This is a genomic window from Nioella sp. (genome assembly GCF_964229645.1).
Lineage (GTDB): Bacteria > Pseudomonadota > Alphaproteobacteria > Rhodobacterales > Rhodobacteraceae > Nioella.
In genome coordinates this window covers 1-17,398 of sequence record NZ_CAXREX010000067.1, presented here as the reverse complement: position 1 = coordinate 17,398, position 17,398 = coordinate 1, and the positions used below count along the sequence as shown (strand labels likewise).

Annotated in this window: 20 protein-coding genes; 15 read left to right on the top strand and 5 right to left on the bottom strand. The window is 65.1% G+C overall.

Going from position 1 to position 17,398, the window contains the following annotated elements; genetic code table 11:
• Window positions 1-27 precede the first annotated feature (27 nt).
• Window positions 28-399 carry a thioredoxin fold domain-containing protein gene (locus ACEQXV_RS04550; RefSeq protein ID WP_370268108.1) on the bottom strand — a complete coding sequence of 124 codons (372 nt, stop codon included), beginning with the start codon at window positions 397-399 and terminating at the stop codon, window positions 28-30.
• Between the two features lie 75 nt (window positions 400-474).
• Between ACEQXV_RS04550 and ACEQXV_RS04545 the strand changes: the two genes are divergently transcribed.
• The 15 genes from ACEQXV_RS04545 to gph all read left to right on the top strand — a co-directional run bounded on the left by ACEQXV_RS04545 (window position 475) and on the right by gph (window position 13,715).
• Window positions 475-1,212: a cytochrome c biogenesis CcdA family protein gene (locus tag ACEQXV_RS04545; protein WP_370268099.1), complete on the top strand. Its 738-nt coding sequence runs from the start codon at window positions 475-477 to the stop codon at window positions 1,210-1,212.
• A 27-nt stretch (window positions 1,213-1,239) separates the two neighbouring features.
• Window positions 1,240-1,815 carry a thioredoxin family protein gene (locus ACEQXV_RS04540; protein WP_370268097.1) on the top strand — a complete coding sequence of 192 codons (576 nt, stop codon included), beginning with the start codon at window positions 1,240-1,242 and terminating at the stop codon, window positions 1,813-1,815.
• Window positions 1,816-1,920: 105 nt separating this feature from the next.
• The gene (soxX, locus tag ACEQXV_RS04535) at window positions 1,921-2,379 is read left to right on the top strand and encodes a sulfur oxidation c-type cytochrome SoxX (protein WP_370268095.1); all 459 of its coding nucleotides are present in this window, start codon (window positions 1,921-1,923) and stop codon (window positions 2,377-2,379) included.
• A gap of 39 nt (window positions 2,380-2,418) precedes the next feature.
• A complete protein-coding gene (soxY, locus tag ACEQXV_RS04530; RefSeq protein ID WP_370252752.1) occupies window positions 2,419-2,841 on the top strand; it encodes a thiosulfate oxidation carrier protein SoxY in 423 nt (140 codons plus the stop codon).
• A 24-nt stretch (window positions 2,842-2,865) separates the two neighbouring features.
• Window positions 2,866-3,189, top strand: coding sequence for a thiosulfate oxidation carrier complex protein SoxZ (gene soxZ, locus ACEQXV_RS04525; RefSeq protein ID WP_370252751.1), 324 nt, complete (start codon window positions 2,866-2,868; stop codon window positions 3,187-3,189).
• A 41-nt stretch (window positions 3,190-3,230) separates the two neighbouring features.
• Window positions 3,231-4,079 (top strand): sulfur oxidation c-type cytochrome SoxA, encoded by an 849-nt coding sequence (gene soxA / locus ACEQXV_RS04520; protein ID WP_370268094.1) that lies wholly within the window; start codon window positions 3,231-3,233, stop codon window positions 4,077-4,079.
• Window positions 4,080-4,180: 101 nt separating this feature from the next.
• Window positions 4,181-5,878: a thiosulfohydrolase SoxB gene (gene soxB, locus ACEQXV_RS04515; protein WP_370252748.1), complete on the top strand. Its 1,698-nt coding sequence runs from the start codon at window positions 4,181-4,183 to the stop codon at window positions 5,876-5,878.
• A 50-nt stretch (window positions 5,879-5,928) separates the two neighbouring features.
• A complete protein-coding gene (gene soxC, locus ACEQXV_RS04510; RefSeq protein WP_370252747.1) occupies window positions 5,929-7,200 on the top strand; it encodes a sulfite dehydrogenase in 1,272 nt (423 codons plus the stop codon).
• Complete coding sequence (locus ACEQXV_RS04505; RefSeq protein WP_370268093.1) at window positions 7,184-8,233, top strand: c-type cytochrome; 1,050 nt, start codon at window positions 7,184-7,186, stop codon at window positions 8,231-8,233. Before soxC ends, ACEQXV_RS04505 begins: the two co-directional genes overlap by 17 nt.
• A 4-nt stretch (window positions 8,234-8,237) precedes the next feature.
• On the top strand, window positions 8,238-8,912 hold the full coding sequence (locus ACEQXV_RS04500) for a c-type cytochrome (protein WP_370268091.1): 675 nt from the start codon (window positions 8,238-8,240) through the stop codon (window positions 8,910-8,912).
• Window positions 8,913-8,972: 60 nt separating this feature from the next.
• Window positions 8,973-10,235, top strand: a complete 1,263-nt coding sequence (locus ACEQXV_RS04495; RefSeq protein ID WP_370268090.1) for an FCSD flavin-binding domain-containing protein — start codon at window positions 8,973-8,975, stop codon at window positions 10,233-10,235.
• Between the two features lie 72 nt (window positions 10,236-10,307).
• Window positions 10,308-10,742, top strand: a complete 435-nt coding sequence (locus ACEQXV_RS04490; RefSeq protein ID WP_370252742.1) for a DUF302 domain-containing protein — start codon at window positions 10,308-10,310, stop codon at window positions 10,740-10,742.
• A complete protein-coding gene (gene hemA / locus ACEQXV_RS04485; RefSeq protein WP_370268089.1) occupies window positions 10,739-11,965 on the top strand; it encodes a 5-aminolevulinate synthase in 1,227 nt (408 codons plus the stop codon). The genes ACEQXV_RS04490 and hemA overlap by 4 nt, the downstream gene beginning before the upstream one ends.
• 120 nt (window positions 11,966-12,085) lie before the next feature.
• Window positions 12,086-13,003 carry an MBL fold metallo-hydrolase gene (locus ACEQXV_RS04480; protein WP_370268087.1) on the top strand — a complete coding sequence of 306 codons (918 nt, stop codon included), beginning with the start codon at window positions 12,086-12,088 and terminating at the stop codon, window positions 13,001-13,003.
• 40 nt (window positions 13,004-13,043) lie between these two features.
• Window positions 13,044-13,715, top strand: a complete 672-nt coding sequence (gene gph, locus ACEQXV_RS04475) for a phosphoglycolate phosphatase (protein WP_370268086.1) — start codon at window positions 13,044-13,046, stop codon at window positions 13,713-13,715.
• Here gph and ACEQXV_RS04470 read toward each other — a convergent pair.
• The 4 genes from ACEQXV_RS04470 to ACEQXV_RS04455 form a co-directional block, all read right to left on the bottom strand.
• Entirely contained in the window at window positions 13,712-14,077 is a 366-nt protein-coding gene (locus ACEQXV_RS04470) for a dihydrodipicolinate reductase (protein WP_370254114.1), read from the bottom strand. The two genes, gph and ACEQXV_RS04470, sit on opposite strands and share 4 nt — an antisense overlap.
• A 78-nt stretch (window positions 14,078-14,155) precedes the next feature.
• Window positions 14,156-15,430, bottom strand: a complete 1,275-nt coding sequence (locus ACEQXV_RS04465; protein WP_370268084.1) for an aspartate aminotransferase family protein — start codon at window positions 15,428-15,430, stop codon at window positions 14,156-14,158.
• Between the two features lie 4 nt (window positions 15,431-15,434).
• A complete protein-coding gene (locus ACEQXV_RS04460; protein ID WP_370254900.1) occupies window positions 15,435-16,538 on the bottom strand; it encodes a mandelate racemase/muconate lactonizing enzyme family protein in 1,104 nt (367 codons plus the stop codon).
• A 138-nt stretch (window positions 16,539-16,676) separates the two neighbouring features.
• Window positions 16,677-17,398: mandelate racemase/muconate lactonizing enzyme family protein (locus ACEQXV_RS04455; protein WP_370268083.1), on the bottom strand; the 722-nt coding region annotated here is incomplete at its 5' end.

Genomic DNA, 17,398 nt, shown 5'->3' with positions numbered 1-17,398 from the left:
GAGCCGATCCGATGGCGCGCGGGGCGCTCATGGCGAGGTCTCGTCGGGCAGGTGGCGGGTCAATAGCTCCATGTGCATCCAGAAGAGTTCGTCCCCGGCATAGCCCTCGGCGCGGGCAATCTCCTGTCCGTCCTCGGTCAGGATGAAGGTGGGCGTAAAGACCACGCGGGATGACAGGTGCAGGTCGTCGGGCAGGGCGCGCAGGTCAACCATGCGCAGGGGCGCGCGGGCGGCGAATTCCGTCAGGTCGTAGATATCCCCCACCTCGGCATGCCAGCGCTCGCAGTAGACGCAGCCGTCCTGCTCGACCATGACAAGCGCGGTTTCGGCCATGGCGGCCGTGTTCAGCCCCGCCAGAACGAAGGCGGCAGCAGCTAGGATACTGGCATTCATTCGCATACTCACGATTGACGCTTCCTACATATAATGTATTTTGAATGTGTGAATATGGCAAGTGCGGGGGAGGGCACACGCGTGTTCGAAATCAGTTTCGGTGGCGCGGCCCTTGCGGGACTGCTGTCCTTCCTGTCGCCTTGCATCCTGCCGATCGTTCCCTTTTACCTGTCCTACCTCGCGGGGATGAGCGCCGATGACCTTGCCGCCGCGCGTGAATCCCGCGGGGCCAGCCGCCAGGCGATTCTACCCGCCATTGCCTTCAGCCTTGGCATCCTGACCATCTTCATGGCGCTTGGCATGGCCGCTTCGACCTTCGGCAGCGCCGGGCGCGAGGCGATGCCGGTGCTGCGCTGGATCGCGGCGGCCATCATCCTGGCGATGGGGCTGCATTTCCTGGGCGTGGTCAAGATCCCGATCCTCTATCGCCAACTGCGTGCCGACAACCAGATGCAGCGGGGTGGGGGGATCCTCGGTGCCTACGTGATCGGGCTGGCCTTCGCCTTTGGCTGGACGCCCTGCGTGGGTCCGGTTCTGGCTGCCATCCTGTTCCAGGCCGCCGATGCCGGAACCGCCACGCGCGGCGCGATGCTGCTCATGGTCTACGGGCTTGGCATGACGCTGCCCTTTGTCGTGGCCGCGGCCTTCGTGGGGCCTTTCATGCGCTGGATGCAGCGCTTTCGCCGTCACATGGGCAAGGTCGAAAAGGGAATGGGCGTCCTGCTGATAGTATTCGCGATCCTGATCGGCACGGATTCGATCAATGTCATCGCGCAGTGGATGATCGACTACGGGCCGAATTTCACCGGTCTTGGATAACCCCGCGTCTTTGGGAGGAGACGAGAGATGAAACATGTGATGTCAGGATTGGCCGGTCTGGTTCTGGGTGCGGCCCTGGCTTTGCCGGTTGCGGCCGAGCTCGACGATAACGGGCTGCATGTGGAGCCCTGGATCGAAGAGACGTTCCTCGACCTGCGCGAGGACCTGGGCGACGCCAATGCCAATGGTCAGCGCTTGCTGATCCTCTTCGAACAGCGCGGCTGCATCTACTGCAACGAGATGCACGAGAACGTCTTTTCCCGCGAAAACATCGCCCAGATGCTCGACGAGGATTTCTTCGTCGTCCGGCTCAACCTGCATGGCAGCCTGGAGGTCACCGACTTCGACGGAGAGGTCATGACAGAGCGGGAAATCGCCCGCCGTTGGGGGATTCTCTTCACGCCCACGCTGATGTTCATGCCCGAGGACGTGGCCGAAGACCTGACCGCCGTTCAGGCCTCGGTGGCCACCATGCCGGGGGCATTTGGCGGCTGGACCACCTTCAACCTGCTCAACTGGGTGCAGGAACACGGCTATGATGAAGACGAGGGTTTCCAGCGCTATCATGCGAGAAGACTTCAGGAAATGGGCATTATCGAGTGAGTGGGGCGGAAAGATTCCTGCGCTACAAATTCAAAAATGCGAATTTAATGTTGCAATGAATCGCTGCCGCCACCTATTGTGGACAGCAGAATACAAACGGGAGGAATGGACGTGAAACTTACAGCTCTTGCAGCTGGCGTGCTTATGATCGCCGCTCCGGCCTTCGCCGACGAGGTTGCCCCCGGTGACGTCGTTTTCGGCGAATATGGCGAGGTCGAAGCATCGCTGACCGGCGTGGCGGGTGATCCGGCCGCAGGTCGCGAGGTGTTCATGGGGCGGCGTCTGGGCAATTGCCTGGCCTGTCACCAGAACTCTGACATGGAAGACCAGCCGTTCCACGGCGAGGTCGGCCCGATGCTCGACGGCGTTGGTGACCGCTGGTCCGAAGCGGATCTGCGGGGGATCATCGTGAACTCGAAGAACGTGTTCCCTGACACCATCATGCCGGCTTTCTACGTCAACGACGGCTTCATCCGGCCGCGTGAAGAATTTGTCGGCCAGTCGATCCTGACCGCTCAGCAGGTGGAAGACATCGTCGCCTACCTGATGACGCTTCAGGACTGAGGCCGATACGCACAAACGAGAGATCCAGGAGGACAACCAATGAACCTGACGCGCAGACAAGCGCTGATCACGGCGATGAGCGCCGCAGCCGTCGCGGGCATCTTGCCCCGCTCGGCGTCGGCCACCACCCTTGAAGAGGCCATTGCGGCCTTCACCGGCGGTGCGGACGCAGCCGAAGGCGGCATCATCCTGACCGCCCCGGAAATTGCAGAAAACGGCAACACCGTTCCGGTGGAAGTCGAAGCAGAGGGCGCAACCCGCATCACGCTCTTCGCGGCTGGCAACCCCAGCCCCGGTGTCGTGACCTTCGCCTTCGGTCCGCTGGCCGCCGTTTCGCGCGGCTCTACCCGGATCCGTCTCGCGGGCACCCAGGACGTGGTCGCTGTCGCCGAAATGGCCGATGGCAGCTACCAGATGGTCGCCCAGGAAGTGAAAGTCACCATCGGCGGCTGCGGCGGCTGACCGAGTAGAGCAGGAGATAGACACATGGAAGGTGTTCGCCCCCGCGTCCGAGTCGATCGTGCCACCGAAGCCGGTGCCACCGTCGAAGTCAAAACCCTGATCAGCCACCCGATGGAATCTGGCCAGCGCCGCGACGGCGACGGCAATACGATCCCGCGGCAGATCATCAACCGCTTCACCGCCGAGTTCAACGGCGAGATGGTGATCGACGTCACCATCGAACCCGCGGTCTCGACCAACCCGTATTTCGAGTTCGACGCCACCGTGCCCGAACCCGGAACCTTCACCTTCACCTGGTATGACGACGATGGCGACGTCTACACCGAGACCAACGAGCAAAGCTTCTGATCTCGGCGGCATCCAGGAAACGACAATAAGGGAGGACAAAGATGCCAGTGAATGCACGCAAAGCCACGTTGGCCGCGATGCTGGCCGGGACGGTCATGGTGGCCCCCGCCCTCGGTGATGAAAGCGCAGAGCTGATCATCGACGGCCAGGTGTTCACCACCCGCGCCCCGGCACCGGAGCACATGGAATATGTAGACGAGATCATCTCGGGCTGGGTGTTCCGTTCGGATGAAACGCAGGCCGTCCAGCTGGACGATTTCGACAATCCGGGCATGCTGTATGTCGATGAAGGGCTCGACCTGTGGCAGCAGGTTGATGGCTCCGAAGGCGAATCCTGCGCCTCGTGCCATGGCGATGCCGAGGAAATGGCCGGGGTCCGCACCCAGATGCCGCACGTCAATGAAAACGGCGAGCTCTGGGCGATGGAGGACTACATCAACAACTGCCGGACCGAGCGCATGGGCGCGGAGTCCTGGGGCTGGGAAAGCGGCCCGATGTTGGCGATGACCACCATGATCTCGTACCAGTCGCGCGGTCTGCCGATGAACGTGCAGATCGACGGCGAAGCCCAGGAGTTCTGGGAACAGGGCCGGGATCTCTACTACACCCGCTTCGGCCAGCTGAACCTGTCTTGTGCAAACTGCCACGAAGACAACTACGGCAACATGCTGCGGGCCGACCACCTGTCCCAGGGTCAGCTGAACGGCTTCCCGGTGTATCGCCTGAAATGGGCCGGTGTTGGCTCGATCCATCGCCGCCTGCGGGGCTGCATCAACGACACCCGTGCCGAAAGCTTCGGTCGGGGGTCTGACGAACTGACCGCTCTGGAGCTCTATGTTTCCTCGCGCGGCAACGGCCTGTCGGTCGAGTCTCCCTCGGTTCGCAACTGACAATAAGAAACCCTTGCAAGGGTCTGAAATAAAACAACTAACCCTCCGGCCTCTGGCCGGGGGGCTTGATAGCCACATGCTTGTGAAACGGATCTGAACGCATGATTTCCCGTCGCGAATTCCTCCAGGCTTCTGTCGCCGCATCGGCCATCCTGGGTGCCTCGGGCACCGGACGGTGGGGCCGTCTTGCCGCGCAGCAACGCCTGATGACCCAGGACGACCTGCTCAACATGCAGGCCGTGGGCAATGTCACGCTGATCCACATCACCGACATTCATGCGCAGTTGAAGCCGATCTACTTCCGCGAACCCCAGATCAACCTGGGCGTGGGCGAGGTGACGGGCCTGCCTCCGCATGTGACCGGGGCCGAATTCCTCGATCTTTATAACATCCAGCCCGGAAGCCCGGAAGCCTACGCGCTGACCTATGGCGATTTCGAAGCACTGTCCGCGCAGTATGGCCGCATGGGCGGCATGGACCGGATCTCGACCGTGGTGAACCACATCCGGGCCGAGCGTCCCGGCGCGCTGCTGCTTGATGGCGGCGACACCTGGCAGGGCTCCCTGACCGCGCTGCGCAGCAATGGCGGCGATATGGTGCGCGCGATGAACGCGCTTGGGGTCGATGCGATGACCTCGCATTGGGAATTCACCCTCGGCATCGACCGCGTGACGGAAATCGTTGAAAACGAACTGAATTTCCCCTTCCTTGGCGCAAATATCTTCGACGCCATGTGGGATGAACCGGCCTACGAACCCTATCGCATGTTCGAACAGAACGGCGTCAATATCGGCGTGATCGGCCAGGCTTTCCCCTACATGCCGATCGCCAACCCCGGCTGGATGTTCCCCGATCTCAGCTTTGGCATCCGCGAAGAGCGCGTGGCCGAAGTGGTCGAGGAAGTGCGCGCTGCAGGGGCCGACGTGGTGGTCCTGCTCAGCCATAATGGCTTCGACGTGGACCGCAAGCTTGCCGGCCGCGTGCCCGGGATCGACGTGATCCTGACCGGCCATACCCATGACGCCCTGCCCGAACCGGTGATCGTGAACAACACGCTGGTCATCGCCACCGGCAGCCACGGCAAATTCGTCAGCCGCCTCGATCTCGACGTGCGTGACGGGGCCGTGCAAGGCTATGGCTACCGCCTGATCCCGATCTTCTCGGACGTGATCGCCGCCGACCCGGCAATGACGGCCCTGGTCGATGCCGAGCGCGCGCCCTACGAGGCGGAACTGGGCGAGGTTCTGGGCCATACCGCCAACACGCTCTACCGCCGGGGCAATTTCAACGGCACCTGGGACGACCTGCTGTGCCAGGCCATGCTGGAAGAACGCGATGCCGATATCGCGCTGTCGCCGGGCTTCCGGTGGGGCAGCTCGGTGCCCGCGGGGCAGGCGATCACGCGCGAAGAGCTCTTCAACGCAACCTCAATGAGCTACCCCAACTGCTATCGCACCGAGATGACGGGCGAGCTGCTTCACACCATCATGGAGGATGTCGCCGACAACCTCTTCAACACCGATCCCTACTACCAGCAGGGCGGCGACATGGTGCGTGTGGGCGGCATGGGCTACCGCATCGACATCAGCCAGCCGCAGGGCAGCCGCATCAGCGAGATGACGCTTCTGCGCACGGGCGAACTGATTGACCCGGCGGCCAGCTACACCGTGGCCGGATGGGCCAGCGTGAACGAGGGCACCGAAGGCCCGCCGATCTGGGATGTGGCCGAGGCCTATATCCGCCGGATGGGCACCGTGGACATTCCTCCCAACCAGTCCGTGATCGTGACCGGGGAGTGAACCGAATGAGCAAGAAAACCGAAATACAAGCAGGTGAGCGGAGGACGGATATGACCGACAGTCACCACAAGAATGGGCCCACGCGGCGCGGCTTCCTGGCCGGCACCGCCGTTGCGGGTGCCGCTGCAATCACGGGGACCGCTGCGCGTGCAGACACGCTGGACCCGGCAATCACCGAAGTGCAGCCCTGGGCGCGCTACCTGGGTGAGGGCGTCGATGCCCGGCCCTATGGCACGCCCTCGGAACACGAGGCGCATGTTGTGCGCCGCAACGTGGAATGGCTAACCGCCGATCCCATTTCCTCGGTGAACTTCACCCCGATTCACGAACTGGACGGGATCATCACCCCCAATGGGCTCTGCTTCGAGCGCCATCACGGTGGCATCGCGGAAATCGACCCGGCCCAGTATCGCCTGATGATCAACGGCCTCGTGGATCGCGAGCTTGTCTTCACGCTGGAAGACCTGATGCGCTTCCCCCGTGAAAACCGCGCCTACTTCCTGGAATGCGCGGCGAACTCGGGCATGGAATGGCGCGGCGCGCAGCTCAATGGCTGCCAGTACACCCACGGCATGATCCACAACGTCATGTATACCGGTGTCCGCCTGCGCACGATCCTCGAAGAGGCGGGCGTTCAGCCCGAAGGCGAATGGCTGCTGGCCGAAGGCGCCGATGCCTCGGCCATGACGCGCTCGATCCCGATGGAAAAGGCGCTCGATGACTGCATGGTCGCCTTCAAGATGAACGGCGAGGCGCTGCGCCCCGAACAGGGCTACCCGGTGCGCCTTGTCGTGCCCGGCTGGGAAGGCAACATGTGGGTCAAGTGGCTGCGCCGCCTGGAAGTGGGCGATCAGCCCTGGCACCACCGCGAAGAGACCTCGAAATACACCGACCTGTTCGCAGATGGCCGCGCACGCCGCTTTACCTGGGAAATGGACGCCAAGTCCGTCATCACCAGCCCGAGCCCGCAAAAGCCCATCACCCACGGCCCCGGCCCGATGGTGCTGACCGGCCTGGCCTGGTCGGGCCGCGGCACCATCCCGCGCGTGGACGTGACGCTCGACGGCGGCATCAACTGGGTCGAGGCGCGCATGGACGGCCCGAGCTGGGACAAGTCGCTGCACCGCTTCTACTACGAGTTCGAGTGGGACGGCTCGCCGATGATCATCCAGAGCCGTGCCCATGACAGCACCGGCTACGTGCAGCCCACCAAGGACGAGCTGCGCGAAGTGCGGGGCGAGAACTCCATCTACCACAATAACGGCATCCAGACCTACGCCGTGGCAGCCGACGGGAGCGTTGAAAATGTCGAAATCGCTTAAGCTTCTGCTGACCGCCGCAACCCTGACCGCCCTTGGCACCGCCGCAAGCGCCCAGGTCTACGGCCTGGGGCGCGAAGCGCTGCCCGAAGAGGTCGCCGCCTGGGATATCGACATCCGACCGGACGGTCTTGGCCTGCCGGAAGGCTCCGGGTCCGTTCTGGACGGCGAAGATGTCTTCCTCGAACGCTGCGCCTCGTGCCACGGCGATTTCGCCGAAGGCGCGGGCCGCTGGCCGCCACTGGCGGGCGGGCAGGGCTCGCTGGCCTCGGAAGATCCGCTCAAGACCATCGGGTCCTACTGGCCGTATCTGTCGACCGTGTGGGACTACGTGCACCGCGCGATGCCCTTCGGCGATGCGCAATCGCTGACCGATGACGAGGTCTACGCCATCACCGCGTTCCTGCTCTACATGAACGACGTGGTCATGGATGACGAATTCGTCCTGTCGAACGAGAACTTCACCGAGATCCGCCTGCCCAACGAAGACGGGTTCTACATGGATGACCGGGCCGAGACCGAGCTGCAACCGCGCAGCGAGGAAGTGTGCATGACGAACTGCGCCGAAAGCGTGGAAATCGTGATGCGCGCAAACGTTCTCGACGTGACGCCAGAGGATGCCGCCGCCCGAGAAGCACGCGCAGCCGCCGCAAGCGGGGCCGAGGCAACCGAGGAAGCCACCACCGAGGAACCGGCAGAGGACGAGAACGCCATCGACATGGAACTGGCCGAAGCGGGCGAACGCCTGTTCCGCCAATGTGCCAGCTGTCACCAGGTTGGTGATTCCGCCCAGAACCGCACCGGGCCGATCCTGAACGGGATCGTCGGGCGCGAGGCGGGCACGGTCGAGGGCTTCCGCTACTCGAACCCCTTGCAGGCAGCAGCCGAAGAGGGGCTGGTCTGGACCGAGGACGAACTGCATGCTGTCCTGGAAAACCCGCGTGGCTATATGCGCGGCACCCGGATGGCCTTCCGCGGGGTCGGTGATGAGGGCGATCGCGCCGCCATCATCGAATACCTGCGGACGCAGGACTAAGACCATGTTGCGCAGGATCATCCCCCTGATCCTCGCGGCAGTGGCCGGGACCCCCGCGGCCCTGGCCCAGGAGGGCGACGCCGAACGCGGCGCCGTCCTTTTCCGCAATTGCGGGTCCTGCCACGTGGCCGAGCCCGATGGCCCGGCGCGCACCGGACCAAATCTTTATGGTGTTCTGGGCCGCACGGCAGGCAGCCTTGACGGGGTGCGCTACTCGCCCGCGCTGATCGCGGCGGGCAATGACGGGCTGGTCTGGACGGTCGAAACGCTCGACGGTTTCCTGTCCGATCCGCGCGGCTACGTGCCCGGCTCGCGCATGAGCTTCCGGGGTCTGCCCGACTTGCAGGACCGGATGGACGTGATCGCCTACCTGACCGGCGATGCGCCGGTGGTGCATTCGGCAGAGATCGGGCGTCTGTCGCCCGAGATCCTGGCGATGGAAGGCGACGTGGAATACGGCGAATACCTGTCCAGCGAATGCGTGGCCTGCCACAGCGCGCGCGGCTCGGACGAGGGCATTCCCGTCATCACCGGCCTCGAACAAGAGGCCTTCGTGCTGGCCCTGCACGACTATCGCGACGGGCATAGGGAACACCAGGTCATGACCACCGTGACCGCACGGCTTTCCGACGAGGAAATCGCCTCGTTGGCAGCATACTTCGCCACACTGGCGGAGTAATCCAGCGGCCTGCACTGGGGAGAGGGGCGCGTTAACAGTAGGAGAAGGGAGGCTCCAACCATGACGATCAACAGAAGAACGTTCCTGGGAACATCCGCAGCGCTTGCGGGTTCGCTTTCGGCACCGGCGGTTCTGGCTCAGGCCCGACCCCGCGCGGTGGTGATCGGCGGCGGGGCAGGCGGGGCTACGGCTGCGCGCTACATCGCCAATGACAGTGACGGCGCAATCGACGTCACACTGATCGAACCCACGCGCCACTACTACACGTGCTTTTTCTCGAACCTCTATCTCGGCGGCTTCCGCTCGATCGAGTCGATCGGCCACAGCTACGGCACGCTGGCCTCGCAATACGGCATCAACGTTGTCCATGACTGGGCGCTCGGCATCGACCGCGACGCGCGGACCGTGGCGCTGGCCGGTGGAGGCTCGGTGCCTTACGACCGCCTGGTCGTAAGCCCGGGCATCGACTTCAAGGACGGCGCGGTACCGGGCTGGTCGACGGCGGCGCAGAACCGCATGCCCCATGCCTACAAGGCCGGGTCGCAGACCGAGTTGCTGCGCGCGCAGATCGAGGCCATGCCCGAGGGCGGCACCTTCTGCATGGTCGCGCCCCCGAACCCCTATCGTTGCCCGCCGGGGCCCTACGAGCGGGTCTCGATGGTTGCCCACTATCTCAGCGAGAACAACCCGACGGCCAAGATCTTGATCGTGGACCCGAAGGACCGCTTCTCCAAGCAGGGACTGTTCGAAGATGGCTGGGCCCGCCATTACCCGGGCATGATCGAGCGCATCGGTCCCGATTTCGGTGGGGCCAACGTGGAGGTGCGCCCCGACAGCATGGAAGTCGTGATCGACGGCCAGGTCGAAAGCGTCGATGTCTGCAACGTCATCCCGGCGCAGCAGGCCGGCGGCATCCTGCACACGGCGGGGCTGGTCGAAAGTGACTGGGCCACCGTGATCCCGGCGACGATGACCTCGGTCGAGGATGAAAACATCCACGTCCTGGGCGATTCCAGCCGCCAGGGGGCGATGCCCAAGTCGGGCTTCTCGGCCAACAGCCAGGCCAAGGTCGTTGCCATGGCGGTGCGTCACGCGCTGACAGGCAGCCGGCTCTTCCCGGCGCGGTTCTCGAACACCTGCTGGTCGCTCATCGACACCGATGACGGCATCAAGGTGGGCGCGACCTACGAGGCCGGCGAAGATCGCATCGAAGCGGTCGACACCTTCATCAGCCAGGTCGGTGAAAGCGACGAGGTCCGTGCAGAGACCTATCGCGAGTCGCTTGGCTGGTATGACAGCATCACGGCCGACATGTTCGGCTGATGACCCACGGGGCCCGCGCCGCCCCCCGGCAGGGGCGGGCCCTTCCATTCACCCCCGGGGGAGGATCACATCATGAAACATCTTGCACTTGCAGCCGCCCTGTCCGTCGCCACCGCCACCGGTGCCCTGGCGCAGCAGGCCGTGACCTACGCGTTTGACGGCAGTTTCGAAGATGCCGCATTCGGCGTGGAAAGCGCGATCGTGGGCCGTGGGCTCGTCATCGACTACACCAGCCATGTGGGCGAGATGCTGGAGCGCACCCGGGAAGATACCGGCAGCGACGTGGTTCTCTTCGACCAGGCCGATATCTACCTGTTCTGCTCGGCGGTGATCTCGCGCCAGGTGATGGAAGCCGACCCCATGAACATCGCCAACTGCCCCTATGGCATCTTCGTGCAGGACATGGGCGGCGAGGTCTCCATCGGCTACCGGGTGATGCCCGAGGCCTCGATGGCCCCGGTTCAGGCGCTGCTTGACGAAATCGCGCGCGAGGCAGCCGGTCAATGACGGCTGGCAGCTATGACAAGCTCTTCAGGGCGCAGCTTGACGCCCTGAAGGACGAAGGCAATTACCGCATCTTCGCCGAGCTGGAACGCCGCTGCGGCGCGTTCCCGCTGGCCAGGAACCATGGCGCCGGGGCCGACGAGGTCACCGTCTGGTGCGGCAATGACTACCTGGGCATGGGCCAGCATCCGAAAGTGCTGGAGGCCATGCATCGCACGCTGGACGCCTGTGGGGCAGGGGCCGGCGGCACACGGAATATTTCGGGCACCACCCATGCCCATGTAGAGCTTGAACGCGAACTGGCGGATTTGCACGGCAAGGACGCGGCCCTTCTCTTTACATCGGGCTACGTGTCGAACTGGGCCGCGCTTGGCACGCTCGGTGCGCGCCTGCCGGGCTGCACGATCCTGTCCGACAGCCTCAACCACGCCTCGATGATCGAGGGTATCCGCCACGCCCGTTGCGACAAGCAGATCTGGCGCCACAATGACGTGGAAGACCTCGACCGCCGCCTCGCGGCGCTCGACCCCGACGCGCCCAAGATCGTGGCCTTCGAAAGCGTCTATTCCATGGATGGCGACATTGCGCCGATTGCGGAAATCCTCGACGTGGCCGAGCGGCACAACGCGATGACCTATCTCGACGAAGTGCATGCCGTGGGTCTTTACGGGCCGCGCGGCGGCGGCATCGCCGAGCGCGAGGGGCTGATGGACCGCGTGACCCTGATCGAGGGCACGCTTGGCAAGGCGTTCGGCGTGGTGGGGGGCTATATCACCGGCTCTGCCGACCTGGTGGATTTCATCCGCAGCTTTGCCAGCGGCTTCATCTTCACCACCGCGCTGCCGCCAGCGATTGCAGCCGGGGCCACGGAATCGATCCGCATCCTGAAAGGGTTCGAGGGCGCAAGGCTGCGCGCCGCGCAGCAAAAGCAGGTGGCGCGGTTGCGTGCACGGCTCGACGCGCTCGGCATTCCGCACCTGGACAATCCCAGCCATATCGTCCCGGTCATGGTCAAGGACCCGGTCAAGTGCAAATGGCTGTCCGACATCCTGCTGGACCGCTACGGGATCTACGTCCAGCCGATCAATTACCCCACCGTGCCAAAGGGCGAGGAGCGCCTGCGCTTCACACCCTCGCCCCTGCATGACGCGGGCGAGGTCGACCGGCTGGCCGATGCGCTCCACGATTTGTGGAGCCAGTGTGCGCTGGCCCGGGTGGTGGCCTGAACGAAGACGGATCGACGCGCTGACGCGCGCCGATCCGCCGGGGGGCGCTGCCCCCCGGACCCCCCGGGATATTTTTGGAACAATGAAGGTCGAGCACCTTTGACACGGGAGCAACGGGCAATGAGCATGATCACACGGCGAATGCTGATGACGGGGGCGGCGAGCCTGGCAGGGGCCGCGATTGCGCCGCGCTGGTTGCATGCCTCGATGCAGATGGGTGGCTGGCAGGTCGACACGCTGAGCGATGGCAACCTGCAACTGCCCGCGGATTTCATCCTGGGGCCGATGCCCGCCGAGGAGATCGCACCGATCCTGGCCCGGCACGGGATCGCCGAGGGTGCCCCACTGACGCCGCCCTGCAACGTGACGCTGCTGCGCGGGCAGGGGCGGGTGGTGCTGTTCGATGCCGGATCGGGCCTGGCCTTCCAGCCGTCGGTAGGTGAGCTGCCGGATGCGCTCTACGCGCTTGGCGTCGATCCCGCCGACGTGACGGACGTGGTCTTTACCCATGCCCATCCCGATCATCTGTGGGGCGCGCTCGACGATTTCGACGAGGCCCTGTTCTACAATGCACGTCATTACATGGGGGCAGGGGAGCTGGACTACTGGTCGGACCCCGAGACCGTCAACACGATCGGCGCTGCACGCCAGGCCTTCGCCATCGGCGCGGCGCGGCGGCTGGAGATGCTGGGTGACATGGTGGAACGCTTCGAGGACGGCGACGAGGTGTTGCCGGGGGTTTCGGCGGTTCTGACGCCGGGCCACACGCCAGGCCACATGGCCTTTGCGGTGGCGGGCGACAGCGGGGCGCTGATGATCCTGGGCGATGCGATCGGCAATCATCACGTTGGATTCGAGGCGCCGGGCCTGCCTTCCGGATCAGACCAGGACCAGGGGCTTGCGGCCCAAACCCGGCTGGCGCTGCTTGATCGGATCGTGGCCGACGACATGACCGTGGTGGGCTATCACCTGCCCGGCGGCGGCATCGGTCGGGCCGAGCGGATGGACGGGGCCTATCGCTTTGTCCAGGCGGGCTGAGCCTGCTTGACCGGGCGCATCTGGCGTGATGATAGGGGGCATGATCGCCCCCCTTACGCCTGCCCGCATCGTTTTCGACCTCGATGGCACGCTCATTGACAGCGCGCCCGACATCCACGCCATCGCCAATCGCGTCCTGAGCGAAGAGGGCGCAGAGCCTCTCAGCCTGGAGGAGGCCAAGAGCTTCGTCGGCAATGGCGCGCCCGTCTTCATCGAGCGGATGCGCGCGGCCCGAGGACTGGCGGAGGCCCGGCAGGCCGCGCTGTTGGCGCGGTTCGTGGGGTTATATGACCGCGCGCATGGCCTGACCCGGCCTTACCCTGGCGTGATCGCGGCGCTCGATGCGCTGCGCGAGGCGGGCCACAGGCTTGGCATCTGCACGAACAAACCGGTTGCGCCTGCCCGCTCGGTGCTGGCTCATCTGGGGCTCGACCCATATTTCGAGAGTGTCCTGGGCGGGGACAGCCTGCCCACCCGCAAGCCTGACCCGGCGCCATTGATGGCCTGTTTCGAGGCGCTTGGGACGGGGGCATGCCTCTATGTGGGCGATAGCGAGGTGGATGCGGACACCGCGCTTCGGGCCGGGATTCCATTCCTGCTGTTCACCGAAGGCTACCGCAAGGTGCCGGTCGCGGATCTGCCGCACCGGGTGTGTTTCAATGCGTTCGACACCCTGCCGGGCCTGGTGGCCGACTGCCTGTCGGCCCCCTAACGCAGGCGGAAGGTTGCGCTGTCGCCTGCGCCCCGGTCCACGGTGAAGCGCAGGTCGCGGCCGTTGCGGGCCTCGACCAGCTGGCAGTTATATTCGATCGGGTAACCCGACCAGTCCATTTCCCGGCAGAAATACCCGTCCTGCCAGCTCCAGCGCCCGGTGACGGGCCAGCGCACGGCCTCGCCCTCGATGCGCCCGTCGGGCAACACCTGCAGCCGGATCCCAAGCAGGCCCTGACGCAGCTCGCGCCCTTCGATCAGGCCCAGGAAAGCGTCGCGTTCGCGCACCGGCTGGAACTCTTCTGCGGCCAGCGGCGCGGCCAGGCCAAGTGCAATGCAGATACCCAAGATGACCCGTGCCATTGGGGGCCTCCGTCCTGTTTTCCTGTGGCGAATACGCAGGACGGGTATCTTTGGATCACAATGGGACCGGGTCCGGGGTCAGCGAAGCGCCTCTGCCGCCTGTCGGAGCGCCTTGCGGGTGATGTCCAGGTCGTCATCGGTCAGGGCAAGGCACGGGTAGGTCTTGCCCGGTGACTTGAAGATGCCATGGGCGCGCAGCCTGTCGTTATAGGTCTTCGCCCGGGCCGCATTGCCCGCCAGGACCGCGCGGTAATCGCGCGGGGGGCTTTCGGTAAAGATGACCTCGAAGAGCGTCGGGTCGCCTACGACCTGGTATGGAACCCCGGTCGGATCGAGCGCCTCCCGGACCAGGGTCTGCACCGTCTGCCCAAGTTCACGCAGCCGCGCATACTGCCCCTCGCGGCGCAGGATTTCGAGGCTTTTCAGCCCGGCAATGGCGGCCACGGGATTGCCCGACAGCGTGCCAAGCTGCATCAGCCACCTGTCGGCCCCCACGGTCCCCTTGTCGAAATGCGCCATGATATCGGCGCGGCCCACGATGGCCGCCAGCGGAAAGCCCCCGCCGATGACCTTGCCGAGCGTGGCGATATCAGGGGTCACGCCGTAAAGTTCCTGCGCGCCGCCATAGGCGAAGCGGAAGCCGGTCACGACCTCGTCGAAGATCAGCACGATGCCGTGACGGTCGGCCTCGGCACGCAGAAGCTGCAGGAAGCCCGGTTCCGGCGGGATGATCCGTTGCAGGGGTTCCACGATGATCGCGGCGACCTCGTGCCCATGTTCGGCCAGCAGCGACCGGATATAGTCGGGATCGTTGAAGGGGGCGATCAGCATCTCGGCGGCAACGCTTGCGGGAATGCCTGCGCTGTCGGGCACGGCCTGGGGGAAATTCACCATGCGGGTAGGCGCGAGCGACATCTGCGCCTCGGCGCTCATCCCGTGATAGCCGCCTTCGAACTTGACGATCTTGTCGCGCCCGGTGAAGGCGCGGGCGAGGCGCATGGCATACATGTCGGCCTCGCCGCCCGAGGACACATAGCGCAGCTGCTCCGCGCAGGGCACGGCGCGGCAGATCTCTTCGGCCAGTTCGATGCCGGGGGCGTTGTTGGCGAAGAAGGTCATGCCCTTTGGAAGCTGTTCATGGATCGCTTCCAGCACCTCCGGGTGGCCATGGCCAAGCAGCATGGGGCCGGAGCCGATGAGGTAATCCACGTAGTCCTGTCCGTCCTCATCCGTGACACGCGCGCCGTGCCCCTCGCGGATGAAGACCGAGGGGTCGAAATTTCCGAAGCCCCCGCCGGGCAGGACGGCGCGGGCTCGCTCGGCCCATTCGGATTGGCTGAGAAGGGGTGTCATGGGGTCACTCCAGAACAAGGTCGGGTTCGCCCAGAAGGGCGCGGTCGGGGGTGATGCCGAGGCCGGGGCCTTCGGGCGGCGCGAGGCGTCCCTTGCTGCGGGTCGGCCCGTCGGGGGCGAGGCGCGGGGCGACGTAGCCCGACAGATCGCAGGTATTGAGCAAGCGGCGCGGATCGGTAGCTGCGGCCAGATGGCTGAGCGCGGCAGTGGTGATGTCTGTGCCCCAGGTGTCCTCGATGCACATCTTCGCGCCGAGATGGTAGCACAGGTCACGCGCTGCACGCGTGGCTGAAAGACCGCCGAATTTCGACAGCTTCAGCGCCACTGCATCCATGCAGCCAAACGCGTGGGCCTTGAGCAGGCTTGCCGTATCGTGGGCTTGCTCGTCGAGCTTCATCGGCAGGCCGGTGGCCGACTGCACGCGGGCACAGTCCTCGAGCGTCGCGCAGGGCTGTTCCAGCATGATGTCGAGATCCGCCACCGCCCGGCCCACGCGGATCGCGTCAAGCGAGGTCGCGCCGCAATTCCAGTCGCCATAGACGAGAGGGCCGTCGCCGACGGCCTCGCGCACCAGCCTGAGCCGGGCGACATCGGCCAGCCAGTCGCCATCGGCCCCGAGCTTGACCTGGAACTGGGTGATGCCGGTGGCCTGTGCCTTGCGCGCGATGCGGGCCATGTCCTCGGGCGCGATGCAGGTGATGGAGTGGTAGAGCGGCATGTCCTTGGCCTGACGCCCCCCGAGCAGGGCATGGAGCGGCAGCCCCGCGGCCTGTCCCGTGATGTCCCACAGCGCGATGTCGAGCGCGGATTTTGCGTAGACATGGCCCTGAAGCCAGTCATCGGCCCGGGCCATCAACGCCTCTGGCCCGACCGGGTCCGCGCCGAGAAGGACGGGCGCAAGGTCCCGCAGCGCCGGGGCGACGCCGCGCGCATAGGCGGGCAGGTAGTGCGGGATCGGGCAGACCTCTCCCCATCCGGTGAGGCCGGTATCGGTCTCGACTGCAATGACAGCGGTCTCGACCGTGTCGCAGGTCTTTCCGTCGGCCATGTAGTAGGTCTCGTGGCTGGTCAATGGTACGTGCCAGAGGGTTAGTCGGGTAATCTTCATTTGCGCTGTCCTGATGAGGGTTTCGCCGCCTTCGGCGCCGATCCGCGCGCGCCCGGTCCGGTCGCGCGGGTGGGGGCGCTGCCCCCGTCGGCTGGTGCCGACTCCCCCGGGATATTTCGGGAACAATGAAGGGGCATGTCAGACCTCGTAGATGGCGACGGGGGGGCCGAGCGCGTCTTCGTCGGGATGGACGCCGAGGCCGGGTGTCTCGGGCAGATGCAGGTGCCCGTCGATATTGCGCGGCCCACGACCGCCCGCGATATCCACCGTGATCATGTCCTGGCAGGCCCAGACCGCCTTGCAATTGGCATCGGGGATGGTGGCAGCAAGGTGCAGCGCCTCGGCATCGGCCAGCACCGAACCGCCGGTGGCCATAACGAACATGTCGATGCCATGGGCCAGCGCCACGTCGCGCATGCGGGCGGCCTTGGTCAGCCCGCCCACGCGATTGAGCTTGATGCCGAAGACCTCAGCCAGACCGTCGCGGGCGATGCGGGTGGCGTCCTGAAGGGTCACGAGTGCTTCGTCGACGCTGACGGGGGCGGCGTGCTTGGCGCGGATCGCGGCAATGTCGTCGAGCGTTTCGCAGGGCTGTTCGAACATGACGCAGAGGTCCTGGGTGGCCTGCATGACCGACAGGGCCTGTTGACGTGTCCAGCCGCGATTGACGTCGTAAAGGATGATCTCGTTTTCTGCACGGTGACGCTCCACATCTCGGATGCGGGCGATGTCGCGGGTCACGTCGCCGCCGATCTTGATCGAATGGGCGATATAGCCCCGGTCGCGGTAACGCTGCATGACGGCGCGGGTTTCCTCGACCGTCTTGGCCCCGACCGACGACGCGATGGGGCGCGGCGTGC